Origin of the sequence: Nocardioides zeae (assembly GCF_030818655.1) — a bacterium.
Classification (GTDB): Bacteria; Actinomycetota; Actinomycetes; order Propionibacteriales; family Nocardioidaceae; genus Nocardioides; species Nocardioides zeae_A.
In genome coordinates this window covers 3,452,109-3,469,101 of the sequence record NZ_JAUTAN010000001.1, presented here as the reverse complement: position 1 = coordinate 3,469,101, position 16,993 = coordinate 3,452,109, and the positions used below count along the sequence as shown (strand labels likewise).

Here is a 16,993-nt window from a genome sequence, read left to right as displayed (position 1 = left end):
CCGCCCACGAGGAGCACCACGGTGACCAGCACGACCGCGCGCCCCGCGCGCCCCCTCCGACGTCTCGGGAGCGCCGCCCTCGGCACGCTCCTGCTCGCCCCCCTGGCGGGCCTCGCGGGCCCGGCGCCCGCCCCGGCGCTGGCGGCGAGCCCGCCCGCCGCGCCCAGCGCGCTCGGCGCGCCCGTGACCACCGGTCAGCTGACGTGGGGCATGAAGGCCTCGTGGCGCACCTACACGGCCGCCGAGTCCGTCTGGGACGACACGGTCTCCGTCAACGACGCGGGGGAGTACCAGTGGCCCCTCGTCGCCGGCTCGTACGACGCGGAGACCGGCACCACGTCGCTCTCCTTCGACGGGGCCGTGCACTGGCGGGGGCACTGGTACCCGAAGGAGGCGCACCTCATCGACCCGCCGGCGGGCTGGGAGGGGTCGACGGAGCTCTACGTCCTCGACGTCCTGCTCGAGGACCCCGAGGTCACGATCGGCCCGGACGGCTCCACGCTGACCGCCGAGGTCGTCGCGCGCGACGCCGGCACGTGGGAGGTCGTCGACCACGGCCGCATCGTCATGGCCGACCTCGACGTCAGCGGCCTGGCGCCGACGCTCGACGACGGCACCGTCGCGTGGAGCGGCATCCCGAGCGCGCTGCCCGACTACCCGGCGCGGGAGGTCTTCGGCAACCAGTACCGCGCGGGCCAGACGCTCGACCCCGTCAGCGTGACCTACGTCGGCGAGGGCGGGGCCCCCGACCTCTCGGAGTCGTGGGACGAGCCCGGCACCGCCGCGGTCACCCGCACGGGCTCGGCCGTCCTCGTGAAGGACCTCATGCAGGTGTGGCAGGAGCCGCTGTGGGAGGACCCCGAGCGGGGCATCGTGCACGCCCGGTGGTCCGACGACACGAACACCACCGTCGCCCAGGCGCTCGACCTGCGCACGATGCAGCCGCTCGGCGAGCCCGTCGTGGTGCCGGGACGGGCGGGGAGCGCGCCGTACGTCGTCGACCGCGAGCGCCAGCGCATCTGGTTCGCCTCCGCGTCCGGGGCGACCGCCCCGGTGGACTCCTACCTGGCGTGGGACCCGGAGGCGCGGACCTACCGCACGGGCACCCTGGCGGTGCCGCTCACCCGCCGTCCCAACCAGACCCTCGCCGTCTGGGACGAGCAGCGTGACCGCCTCCTGACAGTCAACCGCGAGGTGCCGGCCGGGGTCGCGAGCAGCGCCTTCGAGCAGCACCTCTGGTTCCTCAACGTGCTGACGCTGCAGGAGGACGGCAGCCTCGCGGAGGAGCGCTACCCGCTGCCGACCGCGTCGGAGTCCCGCGCGAACCGCTTCGCCTACGCGACCATGGCCGCCACCTTCACCGGTGGCGCGGTCAAGGTGGCGGCGGACGGCTCGCTCCTCCTCAAGCAGATCTCCTACACACCGACCGGCTCGACCACCGCGCTCGCGACCCCGGTCCGCCGCATCGCCGTCGTCGACGGCGCGGCCCAGGTCACCGACCTGCCCGGCAGCGAGAGCCCGCGGGCCGTGGGCGTGCTCACGACCCCGCAGGGCCACGTCGCCCTCGCCACGCAGGGCTCGCTCTACTTCGACGACGTCCGGTCGGCCGTGCGCAGCTACCGCCTCACCGCCGCCGGGACCATCGAGCCCGTCGGTGACTGGGTGGACCTGGCGCCCCGCCTCGTCGACGACTACGAGATCGACCCGGCGGACGGCTCGGTGTGGGGCCAGACGGCCAGCACCCAGCGGCTCGTGCTCGTCCGGGACGGCCGCGTCGTCCTCGACCGTCGCGACGACCTGCTGAGCGCCCGGTCCGCCGGGCTCGTCGTGCCCGGCGACGGCACGGTGTGGGCCCAGGGCAGCGACGGCGAGGCCTACACCTGGGACACGCCGTACGGCCACGGCTACGTGGGTTTCGCGCTCGACGGCATCGTGCCGACCCCCACCACGCAGCCGGAGCCCCGCACCGTGCGCATCGGCACGGCCGGCGGCACCGCGCCGGCCTCGTTCACGGCGGAGGCGACCGGTACGCCCGCGCCCACCACCCGCTGGCAGGTCAAGGCCCCCGGCAGCTCGCGGTTCGTCGACGTCCCCGGCGGCACGGGGACGACGCTGGAGGTGGTCGCGGACGCCGCGAGCCAGGGGTCCGTCTACCGTGCGGTCCACACCAACGCGGCCGGGTCGGTCCCGTCGGCCGAGGCCGCGCTCACCGTGGAGAGCATCCCGGTGGTGGTCGCGCCGCCGACCTCCGTGATCGCCACCGCGGGCTCGCCCGCCAGCTTCTCCGTGCTCACCACCGGCCACCCCGAGCCGACCGTGACCTGGCAGCGTCGCGTCGACGGCTTCTGGGCCGACGTGGTGCCCGACGACGACGTGCTGGTCGCGTCCGCCGAGGGCAGCTCGACCCTCACGGTGCGGGCGACGGAGGTGGAGCAGTCGGGCGCACAGTTCCGAGCACGGGCGGTGAACACCGCCGGCACGACGACCACCCGCACCGCGACGCTGACCGTCACCCCGGCGGTCGAGGTGCCCGAGGAGGGCCTCGACCTCAAGGGCGTCGTGCTCGACTGGTCGGGCTCCGCCGAGCTGCAGGCCCGGCCGCCGTTCGGCTCGTCGAGCTACTTCAGCGCAGGGGTCTCGGACGGCGAGCCGGCGACGTACGCCGCGAGCGCGGGCGACGTCGAGATCCTGCACGTGGCGGCGGACGGCTCCGAGGCCGCGGCCACCTGGGACACCCGGGCGGCGCAGACGTCCGGTGACGTCACGCAGGTCGCCCGGCTCGGGGGCGGCCTCGCCGAGCTCGAGGCCGACGGCACGGCGATCGTGCGCTGGGACGGCGCGTGGTCGGTGAACTTCTACGACGGGCTGGTGCCCTTCACCCTGACCGATCCCGTGCTGACGGTGGCGGCCGACGGCACCGGCGAGCTGACCGCGGACATCAGCGGCTACGCCTCGTCGCTGTCGGACCCCGGCACCCGCACGCCGCTGGAGCCGGTCCCCGACGTCACCGTCGCGACGTTCTCCGGGGTGGAGATCGATCCCGCGGGCGTCGTCGAGGTCGTGCCCGACTACGCGGGGGTCGAGGTGGTCACCCCGCCGGACCACGCGGTCCAGGACCGCACCGGGGCCGGGTGGGGCTCCTGGCCGCAGGAGTTCGTCGACGTTCACGGACGCACCGGGCTCGCGTCGTACTGGTACTCCAGCGGCGGCGCCGCCGATCCCCGCAAGCCGGCGGCGCCGTTCACGGTGGACCTCGGCGACGCCGTGCCCGTGGGCGGTCCGGGGACCGTCGCCCCGTCCATCACCCGGCAGCCGGTCGACGTCGGTGTCCGCGCCGGTCAGGACGCCACCTTCACCGTGGCGGTCGCCGGCGAGCCCGCGCCGACGGTGCGCTGGCAGGTGCGGTCCGACGGCGGGGCCTGGAACGACGTGGCCGGCGCGGAGGGCCCGACGCTCCTGCTCCGGTCGGTCGCGGTGGGCGCGTCCGGCACGCGCTACCGGGCCGTCGCCACCAGCTCCGCCGGGACGGTCACCAGCGCCGAGGCGACGCTCACCGTCACCCCCGTCGACGCCCGCCCCGGGCTCGGTCGCGGTCGGCAGCACGGTGCGGTGGGACCCGCTGGCGGCGTACGGCACCGCCGGGCGCGCCAAGGGCTTCTCCCTCTGGCTGGCGGGGCACGACGGCAAGCGGGTCCGCGGCACGGTGTTCGTCACCGCGCGCCAGGTCGGCACGAGCCGCGTGCTGGCGCGGGCGTGGACCTACGAGGGGCGCACGACCCGCATGGCCACCCCGGTGCTGCCGTCGCGGGGCAACTGGCAGGTCAGGATCGTCTTCGTGCCCGAGGACCCGGCCTACCGGACCGTCACGCGGTCGCGCTCCCTGTGGGTGACGACGACGGGTCGCTGAGCAGGATCAGGCGATGTCGGCGGCGACGCCGTCGGCCGCGGCGAACGCCCGCTCGACGAACCCGCCGATGCTCTCGAGGGCCTCGCCGGCTTCCTTGAGGAGGCCGGCGGCGGCCTGGAAGACGTGCACCTGCTTGTCCCAGACCTCCAGCTCGACCGCCGTGCCCGCGTCGGCGAGGGCCTCGGCGAGACGCACGCCGTCGGCGTACAGGCTCTCGGCGGAGCTGACCTGCACCAGCGTCGGCGGCAGGCCGCGGCGCGCGGCGTGGGTCGGCGACTCGATGGGGTCGTCGCCCAGGCCCTTGCGCCGGTTGACCCGCGCCGCGACCTGCTGGAAGCGGCCGATGGCGCTGCGGGGGAAGAGGGTGCAGCCCGGGTAGGGCAGCTCGGGGGCGAGGAAGTCGACGAGCGGGGACATCGCGACGATGCCGGCCGGACGGGGGAGGCCGGCACGCTGCGCGGCGACGGCCAGCATGACCGCCAGGAACCCGCCGGCGGAGTCGCCCATGAGCACCGTGCGGTCGGGGTCGGCCCCGTGGGCGAGCGCGTGCCGGTAGGCGTCGAGGGCGTCCTCGAGCGCGTCGGTGATGGTGTGGCGGGGGAGCTTGCGGTACTCCGGCGCCAGCACCGTCGCGCCCGTGCGGTGCGCGACGCGGCTCAGCAGCTGGCGGTGGAGGTGGTTGCCGCCGACGAGGAAGGCGCCGCCGTGGAGGTAGACCACGGTGGTGCCGCTGTCGGCCGATGCGGCCGTCGTGATGCGCGTGGCGGAGCAGTGCGGCAGGCGGTAGCGCTCGAACGCGGTGCCGGGCAGGGGGCGGAGCAGCCGCCCGACCTGGTCGACGACCGCGTAGGGCCACGGCAGGCCCGGCGCGAGGGCCCACGCGGTGATGAGCGGGCGCACCGTGGCCCGGAGCGTCAGGTCGAGCGCCGTCGAGCGCACGCCCCCGCCACCGAGGTCGCGCCGCACGAGGAGGGAGCCCGCCGGGGCGGCGGAGAGGGTGCGTCGCGCGCTGCCGCGTCGCCGTTGCGTGCCGGTCGTCATGACCACCTCCTGTGCGCCGGTCTCCTCGGACCGCTGGTCGCGTGGGGGCCAGTGTGCCCCACGTCACCTAGACGTCACAGGCGATCGGCAGCGGTGCGTCCGACCTGAGTCAGAGCACGAAGCCGAACAGGGGGCTGTCGGGATCGACCTTCTGGACGCGGAGGTTCGACGTGCGCATGCGCTCGACCAGCCCCTCCAGCTCGGCCGGGTCGCCCAGCTCCACGCCGACGAGGGCGGGACCGGTCTCGCGGTTGTTGCGCTTCGTGTACTCGAACAGCGTGATGTCGTCGTCGGGGCCGAGCACCTCGTCGAGGAACCGCCGCAGCGCCCCGGGCTCCTGGGGGAACTCGACGAGGAAGTAGTGCTTCACGCCCTCGTGCACGAGCGCCCGCTCGACGACGTCCGCGTAGCGCGAGACGTCGTTGTTGCCGCCCGAGACCACGCAGACGACGGTGCTGCCGGGCACCAGGCCGCCGTCGGGGTCGGCCACCACCTGGCGGAGCGCGGCGCTCGCCAGGGCCCCCGCGGGCTCGGCGATGATCCCGTCGGCCTGGTAGAGGTCGAGCATCTCGACGCAGATGAGTCCCTCGGGCACCGCCACGGTGGCGAGGTCGACCGGGCCACCGCCGTGGCTGCGGGCGGCGTCGACCGCGGCGTACGTCACCGCGCCGACGCGGCGCACCGCCGCGCCGTCGACGAACGGGTCGACGTGCTCGAGGTCGGTCGGCCCGCCGGCGTCGAGCGCCGCCGCCAGGGAGGCCGCGCCCGCGGGCTCCGCCGCCACGACCCGCACGCCCGGGGCCCGCTCCGCGAGCAGCGTCAGGGCCCCGGCGAGGAGACCGGCGCCGCCGACCGGTACGACGATCGCCGCCGGCTCGAGGCCGGCGTCCGCCGCCTGGTCGACGATCTCGGCGGTCACGGTGCCCTGGCCCGCGATGGTCTGGGGGTGGTCGAACGCCGGGACGACGGTGGCCCCGGAGGCCTCGGCGAACTCGGCGCAGGCGGACGCGGCGTCGTCGTACGCCTCGCCCGCGATGACCACCTCGACGAGCGCGCCGCCCAGCGTCGCCACCCGGTCGCGCTTCTGCCGCGGGGTCGTGCGCGGCAGGAAGATCGTCGCGCGCACGCCCGCCCGGGCACACGCGTAGGCGACGCCCTGGGCGTGGTTGCCGGCGCTGGCGCACGTGACGCCCCGCTCGCGGGCCGCCGCGTCGAGACCCGCGATGACCGTGTAGGCGCCGCGCACCTTGTAGGACCGCACGGTCGTCAGGTCCTCCCGCTTGAGCCACACGTCGAGCCCGGTCGCGGCCGACAGCCGCGCGCTCCGCTGCAGCGGCGTCGGGGGGATGACCGGCGCGAGCAGGGTCGCGGCGGCCTCGACGTCGTCGGCGGTCGGCAGCGCGGTCGTGGGGGCGGGCGGGACGGTCACCGACTCAGGGTAGGGCGCGCCCGTCGGTCCCCCCGACGGGCTCCTACGATGGCCGCCATGTGGGACCCGCTCCAGATCGCCGTCGTCGCGGTCTCGCTGGCGGCGGCGGCGTGGTGTGCGTGGTACGTCGTCCGCGACCTCCGCCCCGACCCGCGGCTCGCCGCACCGCTGTGGCTCGTCGAGCTGCTGCTGGTCGCGCAGCTGGTGGTCGGGATCGTCGAGGTGGTCCGCGGAGCGCCCGACGGTGTCAACGTGGTCACGTTCATCGGCTACCTCGTCGCGCTGCTCCTCGTCATCCCCGTCGGCATCTGGTGGGCCGGCGGCGAGCCCGGCCGTGCCGGCACGGGCGTGCTGCTCGTCGTGCTGCTCGTCATCCCCGTCCTCGTCGTGCGTCTCGAGCAGATCTGGAGCCCCGCCGGTGCCTGAGCCGACCACGTCAGCCGCGCCGCGGCGTACCTCCTCGGGGTGGGGCCGCGTGCTCGTCGCCGTCTACGCGATCCTCGCGCTCTCGGCGACCGGGCGCTCCTCGGTGCAGCTCGCCACGCACGCCGACGAGGCACTGGTGCCCTACCTGCTGTCGGCGTTCGCGGCGCTCGTGTACGTCGCGGCGACCCTCGGCCTCGCCCGCTCCGGTGCCCGGTGGCGGCAGGTCGCCTGGGTCGCGGTGTGCGTCGAGCTGGTCGGCGTGGTCGCCGTCGGCACGATCAGCGTCGTGCACGCCGACTGGTTCCCCGACGACACCGTGTGGTCGGTGTTCGGGCAGGGCTACGGCTACCTGCCGCTGCTCCTGCCGTTCCTCGGCGTGGCGTGGCTGCTGCGGACGCGGGGCTGAGCTTCTCCTCTCCCCTCCCTCCCCCTCTCGCGGTCGTGGTGTGAGACCTGCGGAAAGTGGTGGTCTCACACCACGACCGGGAGGGACGTTCCGTGGTCGTGGTGTGAGACCTGCGGAAAGTGGTGGCCTGGCACCACGACCCGAGGGGGTGTCAGGCGGCGGCAGCGGTACGCCGCGGCACACCCAGCGCGCGGAGATCGGCCGCGATCCGCTCGGGGTGGTCGCGCAGCTCCTGGGCGGTGCACCGGACGACGAGGTACGTCGGCGAGGTGAGCGCCCGCTGCCGGGCGATGTCGTCCACCCACTGCTGGGCGTCGCGGTGGAACGCCCCGTCGACCTCGAGCGCGACGGTGATCCCGGACGCGGTCACCCACGTCGCGTCGGTCCATCGCCGACGACCCTCCCGATCGCGCCGCTGCTGCTGGCGGACGGGATCGGCGAGGTCGTGCTCCCGGCACATGCGTCCGAGATCGATCTCGGCCATCGACTCGGCGCCGCCGGCGATGTCGCCGAGCGTCCGCCGGAGGTGGGCCGAGCGCGCGAGCGGACGCAGCCGTTCGAGCCAGTCGAGGAGCTCGTCGCTGTCGGTCAGGCGCTGCTGGACGACCGCCGCGAGCAGGCCGCCGGCCGCGCGCTCGGACGGCAGTCGGGCGGCCAGGAGCAGGGCCGCAGGTGCTACCCGTAGCACCGGGAGCCCGTCCACCTCGGTGCACCAGCCCTCGAAGGGCCGTCGTGTGCGATGGAGCCGGACCCCCGGGTGCTCGAGCGGCTCGAGGTGGAGGCCCGCCCGGACGATCGCGGTGACCTCGTCGCCCTCCCAGCCGCGCAACCCGTGCACGGCCAGCGCCGTGCGGCCCGAGAGTGCCGCCGCCCCGGGCGGGTGCAGCACCGCGAGGCGCCGCCGTTGGCGCTCGGTCAGGGTGCCCGTGGTCATGCTGACGACCGTCGGGCCTGCCAAGGACCAGCGACCGGAGCCGACGCGGCGGCGTACCACCGCGTCACCCACCCCCTCACCGCGCAGCTGGGCGCGGGTGACGAGACCGTCCTGCGCGGCAGCGAGTGCCGCGACGGCCGCCAGGCGCGCACCGCGCTCGGACTTCGAGGTCATGCCCCCAGCGTCGTCGCTCTGCCGCGTGGGTGCGCGTCGTCCTCCACAGGCGCCCTGCCCCCCTCGCCGGTCGTGGTGTGAGGCCTCCGGAAAATGACGGCCTCACACCACGACCCGGGCGGGGATCAGCGCAGCCGGAACCGCGTCCAGAGCGCGCCGGCGGCGAGGAGCAGGAGGCCGCCGAGGGTGAGGGGGAGGACCGGTACGTCGCGGCCCCCGTCCCCCGCGTCGTCCGCCTCGCTGCTCGCGGGGGCGGCCAGGCCGAGCTCGCCGTCGGGGTCGTCGTCCGTCGTGGTGCGCGTCGTCGGGTCGCCGGCGGGCGGGACCGGGCCGGCGGGCGCCGCGCCGGGGACCGTCACCGACGGGTCGGCGAGGTTCCCCGGGAGGCCGACGACGCCGCCGGGACCGCGGGCCCCGCCGAGGCCGACGGCGTCGAGCAGGCCCCCCACGGCCGCCTGGCCGGCGGGGGCGGCGCCGACGACGAGGTCGAGGTCCTGCACCCGGGCGCCCCCGTCGGCCGCGACCGCGAGGGCACCGCCCGCGCGCACCCGCTGCGCCCGGTCGGTCGGCGCGGCCTCGCAGCCGGTGCCGGCCGGCAGGAGCACGTCGCGGCCCCCGCTGCGGGCGACGGCCGTCGCGCCCGGGGCCACCCGCACCTCGCCGGACCACACGACCGCGCCCTCGCGGCGGCAGGTGACCGCGACGCGCGCGTCGTCGTCGAGGTCGTCGGCGGCGGTGACGCGCACGCGGCCCGCCGAGTAGACGCCGTGGGTCGACAGCAGGCTCTCTCCGTCGGCGACAGCGGTCGCGACCACGGAGCCGCCCGGCACCTCGTCGGCGGGAGCGCCGGACTCCTCCGTCGACGTGCAGAGCGCGCCGACGGGGAGCTGCGCGGTGAGCCCGACCCGCTCGCCCCGGGCCATCGGCAGCTGCATCGGGAAGCCCGGCAGGGTCTGGTCGCGCCAGCGGCAGGTCACGGAGACGAGGGCCCGGGCCGGCGCCATCGCGGCCCCGACGCCGGACACCCGCCGGTCGACGACGACCCGCGCCAGGTCGAAGCGCGTGGTCACGACGAGCGCGCCCTGCGGCGCCTCCGGGGTGACCGTGGTGCCGGTCGCGGGCGACACCGCCACGTCCGTCGCGCCCTGGTCCTGGGTGACGCCGCCGGAGCAGACCGCGCCGTACGGCACCGGCAGCGCCGCGCTGACCTGGCCGTCGGTGAGCTGGAGCGTGCGCGGGAAGCCGTGCACGGGCACCCCGCCCCGCACGCAGTCGACGCGGACGGCGGTCGGCCCGGCGGCGTACAGCGGCGCCCCGTCGCCCTCCGCCTCGTGCGTGACGGTGAGCTGCCCCGACGGCACGTTGACCTCGGCGCAGACGCCCGCGCCCTCGGGGCAGGGGTTCGGCAGGATCGCGCCCTCGACGACGAAGCGGCTGAGGAGGCTGCCGGCGGAGTACGCGTCGGGCTGGGCCGTCAGCTGGAGGTCGCGCGTCTCGTAGGGCGCCAGCTCGACCTGCGGCCACGTCACCTCGCTGCCCGCGCTGCGCGGCTGCGTGGGATCAAAGCCGGGCTGCTCCGGCAGCGAGGGCAGGCCGAGCAGCCCTCCGGTCAGACCGTCGACCACGTCGAGGAGCAGCCGTACGACGGCGCCCGCGGTGGCCCCGACGACGTCGAGCCCGACGGGCAGCGTGCCGACGGGGGCGGCCGTGGTGATCGGGTGCGGGCCGGGGTTCGCGAGCCGCACCGTGTAGGTCACCGGCTCACCGGGGCCCGCGTAGGCCCGGTCCGTCTCCACCGTCACGACCGGCGGCAGGGTCGCGGCGTACGGCGTCAGCCCCACCTTGGCGCTCTCCACCGGGGGCAGCGTCGAGCCGCTCCAGGCGTTGCGCGCCGTCGCGGCGGCGGTGTTCCACGCGACCGAGCCGACGGCCGCGTCGTCGGGCAGGCCGACGGTGAGGGTGACGTCGAAGCCCTCGCCGATGTCGTACGTCGCGCCCGACGTCAGCCGCAGCGCGCGGGCCCCGTCGAGGTCACCGCGGTCCTGCCACGCGGCGCAGCCCTCCGCCGGCGGCGCGGTGCCGAGCGAGTGGCAGACGTCGCTGTCGTCGGCCGTGGCGACGCGCACCCCGGTCGGCGCCTCGACGTCGAGCAGCTCGACCTCGAACCCGCTGCCGCGGGGCGTGCCCGACGCGGCCCCGGCGAGGAGCGTGTCGTCGAGCGTGGGGAGGACGTCGACGAGCGTCACGTCCTTCAGGGGCGTCGTCGCCGTGTTGCGCCAGCGCAGCGTGTAGGTCGCCTCGCCGTCATCGGCGAGCCCGAGCGAGGGGGCGGCCTTCGGCTCCTCGTCGGCGTCGCCCTGCACCTGCACGTCGACGGAGAACGAGGCGGCGCCGTCGCCGGTCTCCACCTGCACGGTGCTCGTCGCGAGGCAGCCGGGCGCGGTGTGCGCCAGACCGGTCGCCGAGGTCGGCACCGAGCGCGACGTCGTGGCCGGCCGCTGCGCGCACACCTGGGAGATCGGCGTGCCGGGCGCCACGAGCCGCGCCTCGTGCGCCAGGAGCCCGGGTCGCTCCGCGACCACCGGGAGGGACAGCTGCAGGCGCACGCGGGCGCCGGCCTCGTCCGTCACCTGGGCGGGGAGGTCGTCGGCGTCGAGCACGGCGCGCACGAGCGTGCGACCGCTGCCGCCCGCGTTGCGGGCGACGACCAGCGGCAGCTCGACGTCACGCTCCGTCACCGTCTGGCCGCGGCCAGCCGCCCGGTTCGTGACCTCCAGCGTCGCGGGCAGCGTGGCCGGCACGCTCCCGTGCCAGTCGAGGCCCTCGGGGAGCCGCTCCGCCAGCACCAGGTCGGTGCTCGAGCCGGCCGGGAGGAGCGCGCTGCCCGTGACGTCGAGCGTCGTGGTGGCGCCGACCTCGGGGAGGGTGGCGGCGGCGTAGGACGCGTCCACGCCCAGCTGCGGCCGCGCGACCACGGTGAGCACGGCGTCGCGGCTGCTCAGCTGGGTGGTGTCGTCGCCGTACGTCGCGGACGCAGCCGACCGCGCCACCACGACCTCGCCGGGGTCGACCTCGGGGTCGACGTAGCCGAACACGGCCCAGCTCATGGTGTAGGACTCGATGCCCGTGCTCGCGGGGAACTCGATGGCGCGGACCCGACCGACGGCGGAGTCCGGCACGGAGAAGCCCACCCACTGCCCGCGGTCGTCGAGCGTCGTCGTGCCGCCGGTGCGGTGCAGGGTGACGCGGCGGCCGTCGGTGAGGAGCGCCCGCGCGCGGTAGCTGCCGGGGACGGCCTCACCGGTCGCCCCGTCGGCGTCGTTGTCGACCCACAGCGCCGCGGTGGTGGCGTGGAAGGCGGGGGCGCAGGAGCCGCTGGAGGGCTCGTGGCGCGTGCCGCTGCCCAGGCAGGGCATCTGCTGGGCGACCCCGACGGCGTAGCCCGACCCGTCCTCGATGTTGTTGTAGGAGGTCTTGAAGCCGGCCTGCGCGAGGCCCGTCGCGCCGTTGGGCTGGAACTGCTCGAGCGAGAACGCCGGCTGCGCCGGGAGCACGCCCAGCCAGTTGCCCGGGTAGGTCGCCTGCGACCGGTCCTCGGCCGTGCCGTCGTCGGAGGTGCTGGTGCGGACCTGGCCGAAGGCGCCGGCGAACAGCGAGCCCGGGCTCGCACCCGGTGCGCCCATGACGGTGACCTGGGCGCTGTCGGTCGCCGGCTCGCCCGTCCAGCGGTGACCGCCGCCCGCCGTCGTGGGCGTGACGCGGAGCGACAGCGGCAGCTGCGCGCGGTCGGTCTGGCCCTGGTCGATCCGGGCCGTGACGGTGCCGGTCACGGCGCCGTCGGCGCCCCGCTCGCGGCAGCTGGCGGGGAGCGCGCCGCCCTCCGGCGTCCACGTGAGCGTGCGGCCCGCGACCTGGGCGCCGGCCGGGGTGGCACGCACGAGCGTGAGCCCGCGGGCGAGCTCGGCCCTGATCTCGAGCCGTCCGGGGAACCAGTTGCCCGTGTCGGGCTGCACGCAGGAGACGCGGAGGTCGAAGGTCACCTCGTCGCCGGGACGACGCAGCGACGAGTCCCGCAGGCCCACGTGGGCGATGGCAGTCGTGGTCGCGTCGACGTGGGCGGTGACCCCCTCGTCGTACCCCGGCGGCGCGTGCCGGCTCGTCCCCGCGTTCGAGCTCGTGGCCGTGGGCTCGAGCTCCCAGCTCGTGCCGTCGGGCGTGGTGTCGTTGGGCGGGGTCAGCGAGAACCGCGCGAGCGCGGTGCCGCCGGCCGGCAGGCCGCCGCTGAGCCGGACGACCAGCGCCTCGTCCTCGACGGCCTGCGTCACCGTCAGCCCGGCGGGGGCGGTGCCGGGCTCCTCGCCCCGCTGGTACGCCGCGGCGTCGCCCAGCGGGATCCGCGCCACCACGTCCGCGCAGCCGTCGTGGGAGCGCGTGCACACGAGCGCGACCTCGTAGTCGAACGGCGTGCCCGACGCCAACGTGTTGCCGGACGTCAACCGGATGCCGACCTCGAGACCGCTGGTCGCCTGCGCCGGACTGCCGGTCAGGACGAGGGCGACGAGGACGAGCACGAGGGCGAGGCCGCCCCTGACGACGGGACGGAGGCGCGCGGACCCGGACACGTGTGGACTCCCCGAGAGAGGGCCACGGCCCCGCGCCGACCGGCGTCAGACGACGTCGGCGGGCCCGAGACCGCGACGGAGCTGATGCGTGGATGAGTGAAGTTACTCCCCGGGAGCCGTGAGCGACACCCCCGCGAGGTGACGGCTGCGTGACGTGCGCGTGGCGCCGGGGCCGTGGCTGGCGATCACGGCTGGGCCGCGCCGGCGAGGAACGAGCGCAGGAGGGGACCGGCCGTGGTCGAGCCCGAGGCGCCCTCCTCGACGAAGACGGCGACGGCCAGGTCGCCCTGCGTGGCGATCATCCAGGCGTGGGTGGCGGGCGGGGTCGCCGTGCCGAACTCGGCGGTGCCGGTCTTGGCGCCCACCGGCGGTCCGGGCAGGTCGGCGAGCAGCCGCCCGCTGCCGTCGGTGACCACGGCCCGCATCAGGTCCTGCAGCGCCGCGGCCTCGTCGGCGGTGAGCGGCGCAGCGGCCGGCACGGCGTCGGCGGTGTGCTCGGGGAGCAGCGTCGGCAGCACCGCGCGGCCGTCGGCGACGGACGCGGCGACCGTCGCCATCGCCAGGGGGGAGGCGAGCACGCGGCCCTGGCCGATGGTCGCGGCGGCGGCCTCCGTCGCGCCCTCGGGCGCGGGCACCTGGCCGAAGTACGCCGGGAAACCGAGGTCCTGGTCGACGCCGAGCCCGAGCGCGGCGGCGGCCTCGGCGAGGGCCCCGTCGGGCAGCGCGTCGGCGCTGCCGATGAAGGCCGTGTTGCACGAGCTCGCGACCGCCTGCCGGAGCGTGATCTGGCCGATGCCGGCCGCCGGGTAGTCGTCGTAGTTCTCGAACACCCGGCCGTCGACGGTGATCTGCGCCGGGCAGGCGACGGTGTCGTCGGGGCCGATCCTGGCCCGCAGGAGGGCGAGCGACGTGACGACCTTGAACGTCGAGCCCGGCGCGTACTGCCCGAAGGTCGCCGCGTTCTGCCCCCCGGCGCCTGGGCCGTTGGCCGCGGCGAGGAGAGCGCCGTCGGAGGGACGCACCGCCACGAGGGCGCTGGCCGGTCCGACGTCCGCCAGCAGGCCCTCGGCGAGGCCCTGGAGGTCGATGTCGAGGCTGGTCGCCAGCGGGGTGCCCGCCACGGCGTCGGCCGCGTGGAGCTCGCGGGGCTCGGCGTCGGAGCCCTCGGCCGGCACCACGACGACCCGGAGGCCGTCCGTGCCGCGCAGGTCCGCGTCGTACCGCCGCTGCAGCCCGCCGAGGCCCACGACGTCGCCGGCGCGGATCGCGCCGTCGGACTCCTCGACGATCTCCGCGGTGGCCTCCCCGACCGAGCCGAGGATCGGCGCCGCGAAGCCCCGCGTCGGGGCGAGCGGCACCTGGTCGGGGATCGAGGCGACCCCCGGCGTGCCGCCCAGCAGGTTGAGGTCGGCCTCGTCGGCGCGGAGCACGATCGCCTCGACGTACGCCCGGTCCCCGGCCGCCGCGACCCGCTGCACGAACGCGTCGGCGTCGATCCCGAGGGCCTCCGCCAGCGTGCGCGCGGACGCCTGGGCGGTGGCCGCGTCGATGCGGGACTTGTCGATGCCGAAGCGCACGACGTCGCGGAGCGTGACGATCGGCGTGCCGTCGCCCGCCAGCACGTCGCCGCGGACGGCGGTCACCGCGTCCGCCCGCAGCGTCTCGCCCTCGGCGAGGGAGGACTCGACGACGGTCGGCGACCAGGCGACCTGCCAGTCGTCGCCCGCGCTGCGCAGCGCGACGGTCGTCGTGTGGGTCCAGGTCTGGTCGCCGAGCGGCCAGGCCCAGTCGAGCGTGGCGGTGCCCGCGTCGCCGTCGACCGTGACGTCGCCGGTCGTGACCTGCGGCTCGACGTCGCCGAGCCCGGCGACGACCGCCTCCAGCTCCGCCGTGGCCTCCTCGGGGGTGGCGCCGGTCAGGGGGACGTCCGCGAGGTCGCCCGCGACGAGGCCCTCACGCAGGCTCGCGACCGCGCGCTCCGCCTCCTCCCGGTCGCCGTCGTCGGAGCACGCCGCCAGCAGCGATCCGGCGACGACCGTCGCCACCGTCCCCGCCAGCACGCGTGCTGTGCGACCGCGAGCGCCACCCGTCATCGTGCTCCCCCTGTGAGTTCCCTGATTCCCGCCTGCGGGCCTGATTGTCTCCGACACAATGCTGGGGTCCACCACTACTCCGGGGGCACCACGAAGGAGCACGGCATCCACCACGACGACCTCGAGCAGGGCAACGCGTCACGTCCGGTGCGGGGCGAGGACGCGATCGACGTCGTCGCGCTCGACGCCTGGCTGCGCGCGCACGCGCCGGAGGAGGACCTCCCGCCCGGTCTGCCCGAGGTGCGCCAGTTCCCCGGCGGCGCGTCGAACCTGACCTACGCCCTCCGCTACGGCTCCGGGGGCTCCGGGGGAGACGCGCGCGAGCTCGTGCTGCGCCGTCCGCCCCATGGCGCCCGGGGCGGCAGCGCCCACGACATGGGTCGCGAGTTCGACATCCAGCGCTCCCTCCGTCCGGCCTTCGACCTCGTGCCGAGGATGGTGGCGCACGCCGGTGACAGCTCTCCGCTGGGCGCCGACCTCTACGTGATGGAGCGCGTCCCGGGCACCATCCTGCGCGGCGAGCTCGACCCCGGACCTGGCGGCCGTGGTCCGCCCCGCCGACCTCGACGGCCTCTGCGCCCGGTTCGTCGACGTGCTCGGCCGGCTCCACGACGTCGACGTCGTGGCCCACGACCTCGAGCGCTTCGGCCGCGGCGGCAGCTCGGTCGCCCGCCAGGTCGCCGGCTGGACCCGCCGGCTCGAGGCGGCCCGCACCCCCGACGTACCCGACTTCTCCGCCACGACGGCCTGGCTCGAGGCCGAGCAGCCCGCCGACGTGGGTTCCTGCCTCGTGCACAACGACTTCCGGTTCGACAACCTCGTGCTCGCCGGCGGCCCCGGCACGGACGCGCCGTGGGAGGTCGTCGGGGTGCTCGACTGGGAGCTCGCCACCGTCGGCGACCCGCTCGCCGAGCTGGGCAGCGCCCTGGCCTACTGGGTGCAGGCCGACGACGAGCCCGTCTTCCGCTCCGCCCGCCGCCAGCCCACCCACCTCGAGGGGATGTGGACCAGGCAGCAGGTCGTCGAGACGTACGCCGCGGCCCGCGGCCTCGCCGTCGACGCGGAGGCCTGGCGGTTCTACGAGGTGTTCGGCCTGTTCCGGCTGGCGGTGATCGCGCAGCAGATCTGGGCGCGGTACGTCGCGGGTGCCACCACCAACCCCGCGTTCGCAGGCCTCGGCGGGATGGTCCAGCTGCTGGCCCGGCGCTGCCGCACGGTCATCGACGACGGCCCGATCGGCTGGGCGGCCTGATGGGCACGCTGCTGCTCGTGCGCCACGGCCAGTCCTCGTGGGGCGGCGCCGAGGACGGGACCGACGAGGAGGCCCTGACGCCGCTCGGCTGGGAGCAGAGCCGGCTGCTCGGCGCTGCCCTCGCCGCCCGGGGCGTCGTGCCGGAGCTCGTCGTCCACGCCGGCCGGCGGATGCACCGCGAGACCGTCGAGGCCCTCACCGTCACCGGTGGCTGGGGCGCCCGGACCACCGTCGACGAGCGGTGGGCGGACTACGACCACGGCGAGGTGCTCCGCGCCCACCTGCCCACGATGGTCGGGGGCGGCGATCCCGACCCGCAGCAGTTCCAGCAGTGGCTGCAGATGGCGATGATGCGGTGGACGAGCGGCGACCACGATGACTACGCCGAGTCGTTCGCGGCGTTCACGCGGCGTACGCAGGCCGCGCTCTCCGAAGCCGCCGACCGCGTCGGGCGCACCGGCACGATCGTCGTCGTCACGTCCGGAGGACCCGTCGCGTGGCTGACCGCGGCGATGGTCGGGCTGTGGAACCCCGAGTCCGACCCCGCCGAGCTCGCCGGTCCCTGGACGCGGCTCACGCCGGTCGTCGTCAACACGTCCCTCACCAAGGTGACGGTGGGGCTGCGCGGCGTGCGGCTGGTGTCGTTCAACGAGCACAGCCACCTCGAGACCGGGCCGGCGTCCGCCTGCTGAGCGGCGCCGTGCTCGGG

Annotated in this window: 10 protein-coding genes; 5 read left to right on the top strand and 5 right to left on the bottom strand. The window is 76.1% G+C overall.

Annotated features, from left to right (window positions below; all coding sequences use genetic code 11):
• Window positions 1-21: 21 nt before the first annotated feature.
• On the top strand, window positions 22-4,005 hold the full coding sequence (locus QE405_RS16420) for an HtaA domain-containing protein (protein WP_307202687.1): 3,984 nt from the start codon (window positions 22-24) through the stop codon (window positions 4,003-4,005).
• On the opposite strand, the gene QE405_RS16415 is transcribed toward QE405_RS16420, so the two are convergent.
• Window positions 3,914-4,948 (bottom strand): alpha/beta hydrolase, encoded by a 1,035-nt coding sequence (locus QE405_RS16415; RefSeq protein WP_307202683.1) that lies wholly within the window; start codon window positions 4,946-4,948, stop codon window positions 3,914-3,916. The genes QE405_RS16420 and QE405_RS16415 overlap by 92 nt on opposite strands.
• Before the next feature lie 109 nt (window positions 4,949-5,057).
• A complete protein-coding gene (gene ilvA / locus QE405_RS16410; protein ID WP_307202680.1) occupies window positions 5,058-6,377 on the bottom strand; it encodes a threonine ammonia-lyase IlvA in 1,320 nt (439 codons plus the stop codon).
• Window positions 6,378-6,434: 57 nt separating this feature from the next.
• Between ilvA and QE405_RS16405 the strand changes: the two genes are divergently transcribed.
• Complete coding sequence (locus QE405_RS16405; RefSeq protein ID WP_307202679.1) at window positions 6,435-6,803, top strand: hypothetical protein; 369 nt, start codon at window positions 6,435-6,437, stop codon at window positions 6,801-6,803.
• A complete protein-coding gene (locus QE405_RS16400) occupies window positions 6,796-7,209 on the top strand; it encodes a hypothetical protein (RefSeq protein ID WP_307202677.1) in 414 nt (137 codons plus the stop codon). The genes QE405_RS16405 and QE405_RS16400 overlap by 8 nt, the downstream gene beginning before the upstream one ends.
• A gap of 151 nt (window positions 7,210-7,360) precedes the next feature.
• Here QE405_RS16400 and QE405_RS16395 read toward each other — a convergent pair whose 3' ends face one another.
• The 3 genes from QE405_RS16395 to QE405_RS16385 form a co-directional block, all read right to left on the bottom strand.
• Window positions 7,361-8,317, bottom strand: a complete 957-nt coding sequence (locus QE405_RS16395; protein WP_307202675.1) for a hypothetical protein — start codon at window positions 8,315-8,317, stop codon at window positions 7,361-7,363.
• A 125-nt stretch (window positions 8,318-8,442) separates the two neighbouring features.
• Window positions 8,443-12,939: a DUF5979 domain-containing protein gene (locus tag QE405_RS16390; RefSeq protein WP_307202673.1), complete on the bottom strand. Its 4,497-nt coding sequence runs from the start codon at window positions 12,937-12,939 to the stop codon at window positions 8,443-8,445.
• Between the two features lie 185 nt (window positions 12,940-13,124).
• Window positions 13,125-15,032, bottom strand: a complete 1,908-nt coding sequence (locus QE405_RS16385; protein WP_307202671.1) for a penicillin-binding transpeptidase domain-containing protein — start codon at window positions 15,030-15,032, stop codon at window positions 13,125-13,127.
• A 544-nt stretch (window positions 15,033-15,576) separates the two neighbouring features.
• Between QE405_RS16385 and QE405_RS16380 the strand changes: the two genes are divergently transcribed.
• Entirely contained in the window at window positions 15,577-16,284 is a 708-nt protein-coding gene (locus tag QE405_RS16380; RefSeq protein WP_307202670.1) for a phosphotransferase family protein, read from the top strand.
• Window positions 16,284-16,976: a histidine phosphatase family protein gene (locus tag QE405_RS16375; RefSeq protein ID WP_307202668.1), complete on the top strand. Its 693-nt coding sequence runs from the start codon at window positions 16,284-16,286 to the stop codon at window positions 16,974-16,976. The genes QE405_RS16380 and QE405_RS16375 overlap by 1 nt, the downstream gene beginning before the upstream one ends.
• Window positions 16,977-16,993 lie beyond the last annotated feature (17 nt).

Bases quoted from the DNA above. Each gene is read 5' to 3' on its own strand.
- QE405_RS16415 (WP_307202683.1), bottom strand. From the start codon at position 4,948: ATGACGACCGGCACGCAACGGCGACGCGGCAGCGCGCGACGCACCCTC.
- QE405_RS16405 (WP_307202679.1), top strand. From the start codon at position 6,435: ATGTGGGACCCGCTCCAGATCGCCGTCGTCGCGGTCTCGCTGGCGGCG.
- QE405_RS16395 (WP_307202675.1), bottom strand. From the start codon at position 8,317: ATGACCTCGAAGTCCGAGCGCGGTGCGCGCCTGGCGGCCGTCGCGGCA.
- QE405_RS16385 (WP_307202671.1), bottom strand. From the start codon at position 15,032: ATGACGGGTGGCGCTCGCGGTCGCACAGCACGCGTGCTGGCGGGGACG.
- QE405_RS16375 (WP_307202668.1), top strand. From the start codon at position 16,284: ATGGGCACGCTGCTGCTCGTGCGCCACGGCCAGTCCTCGTGGGGCGGC.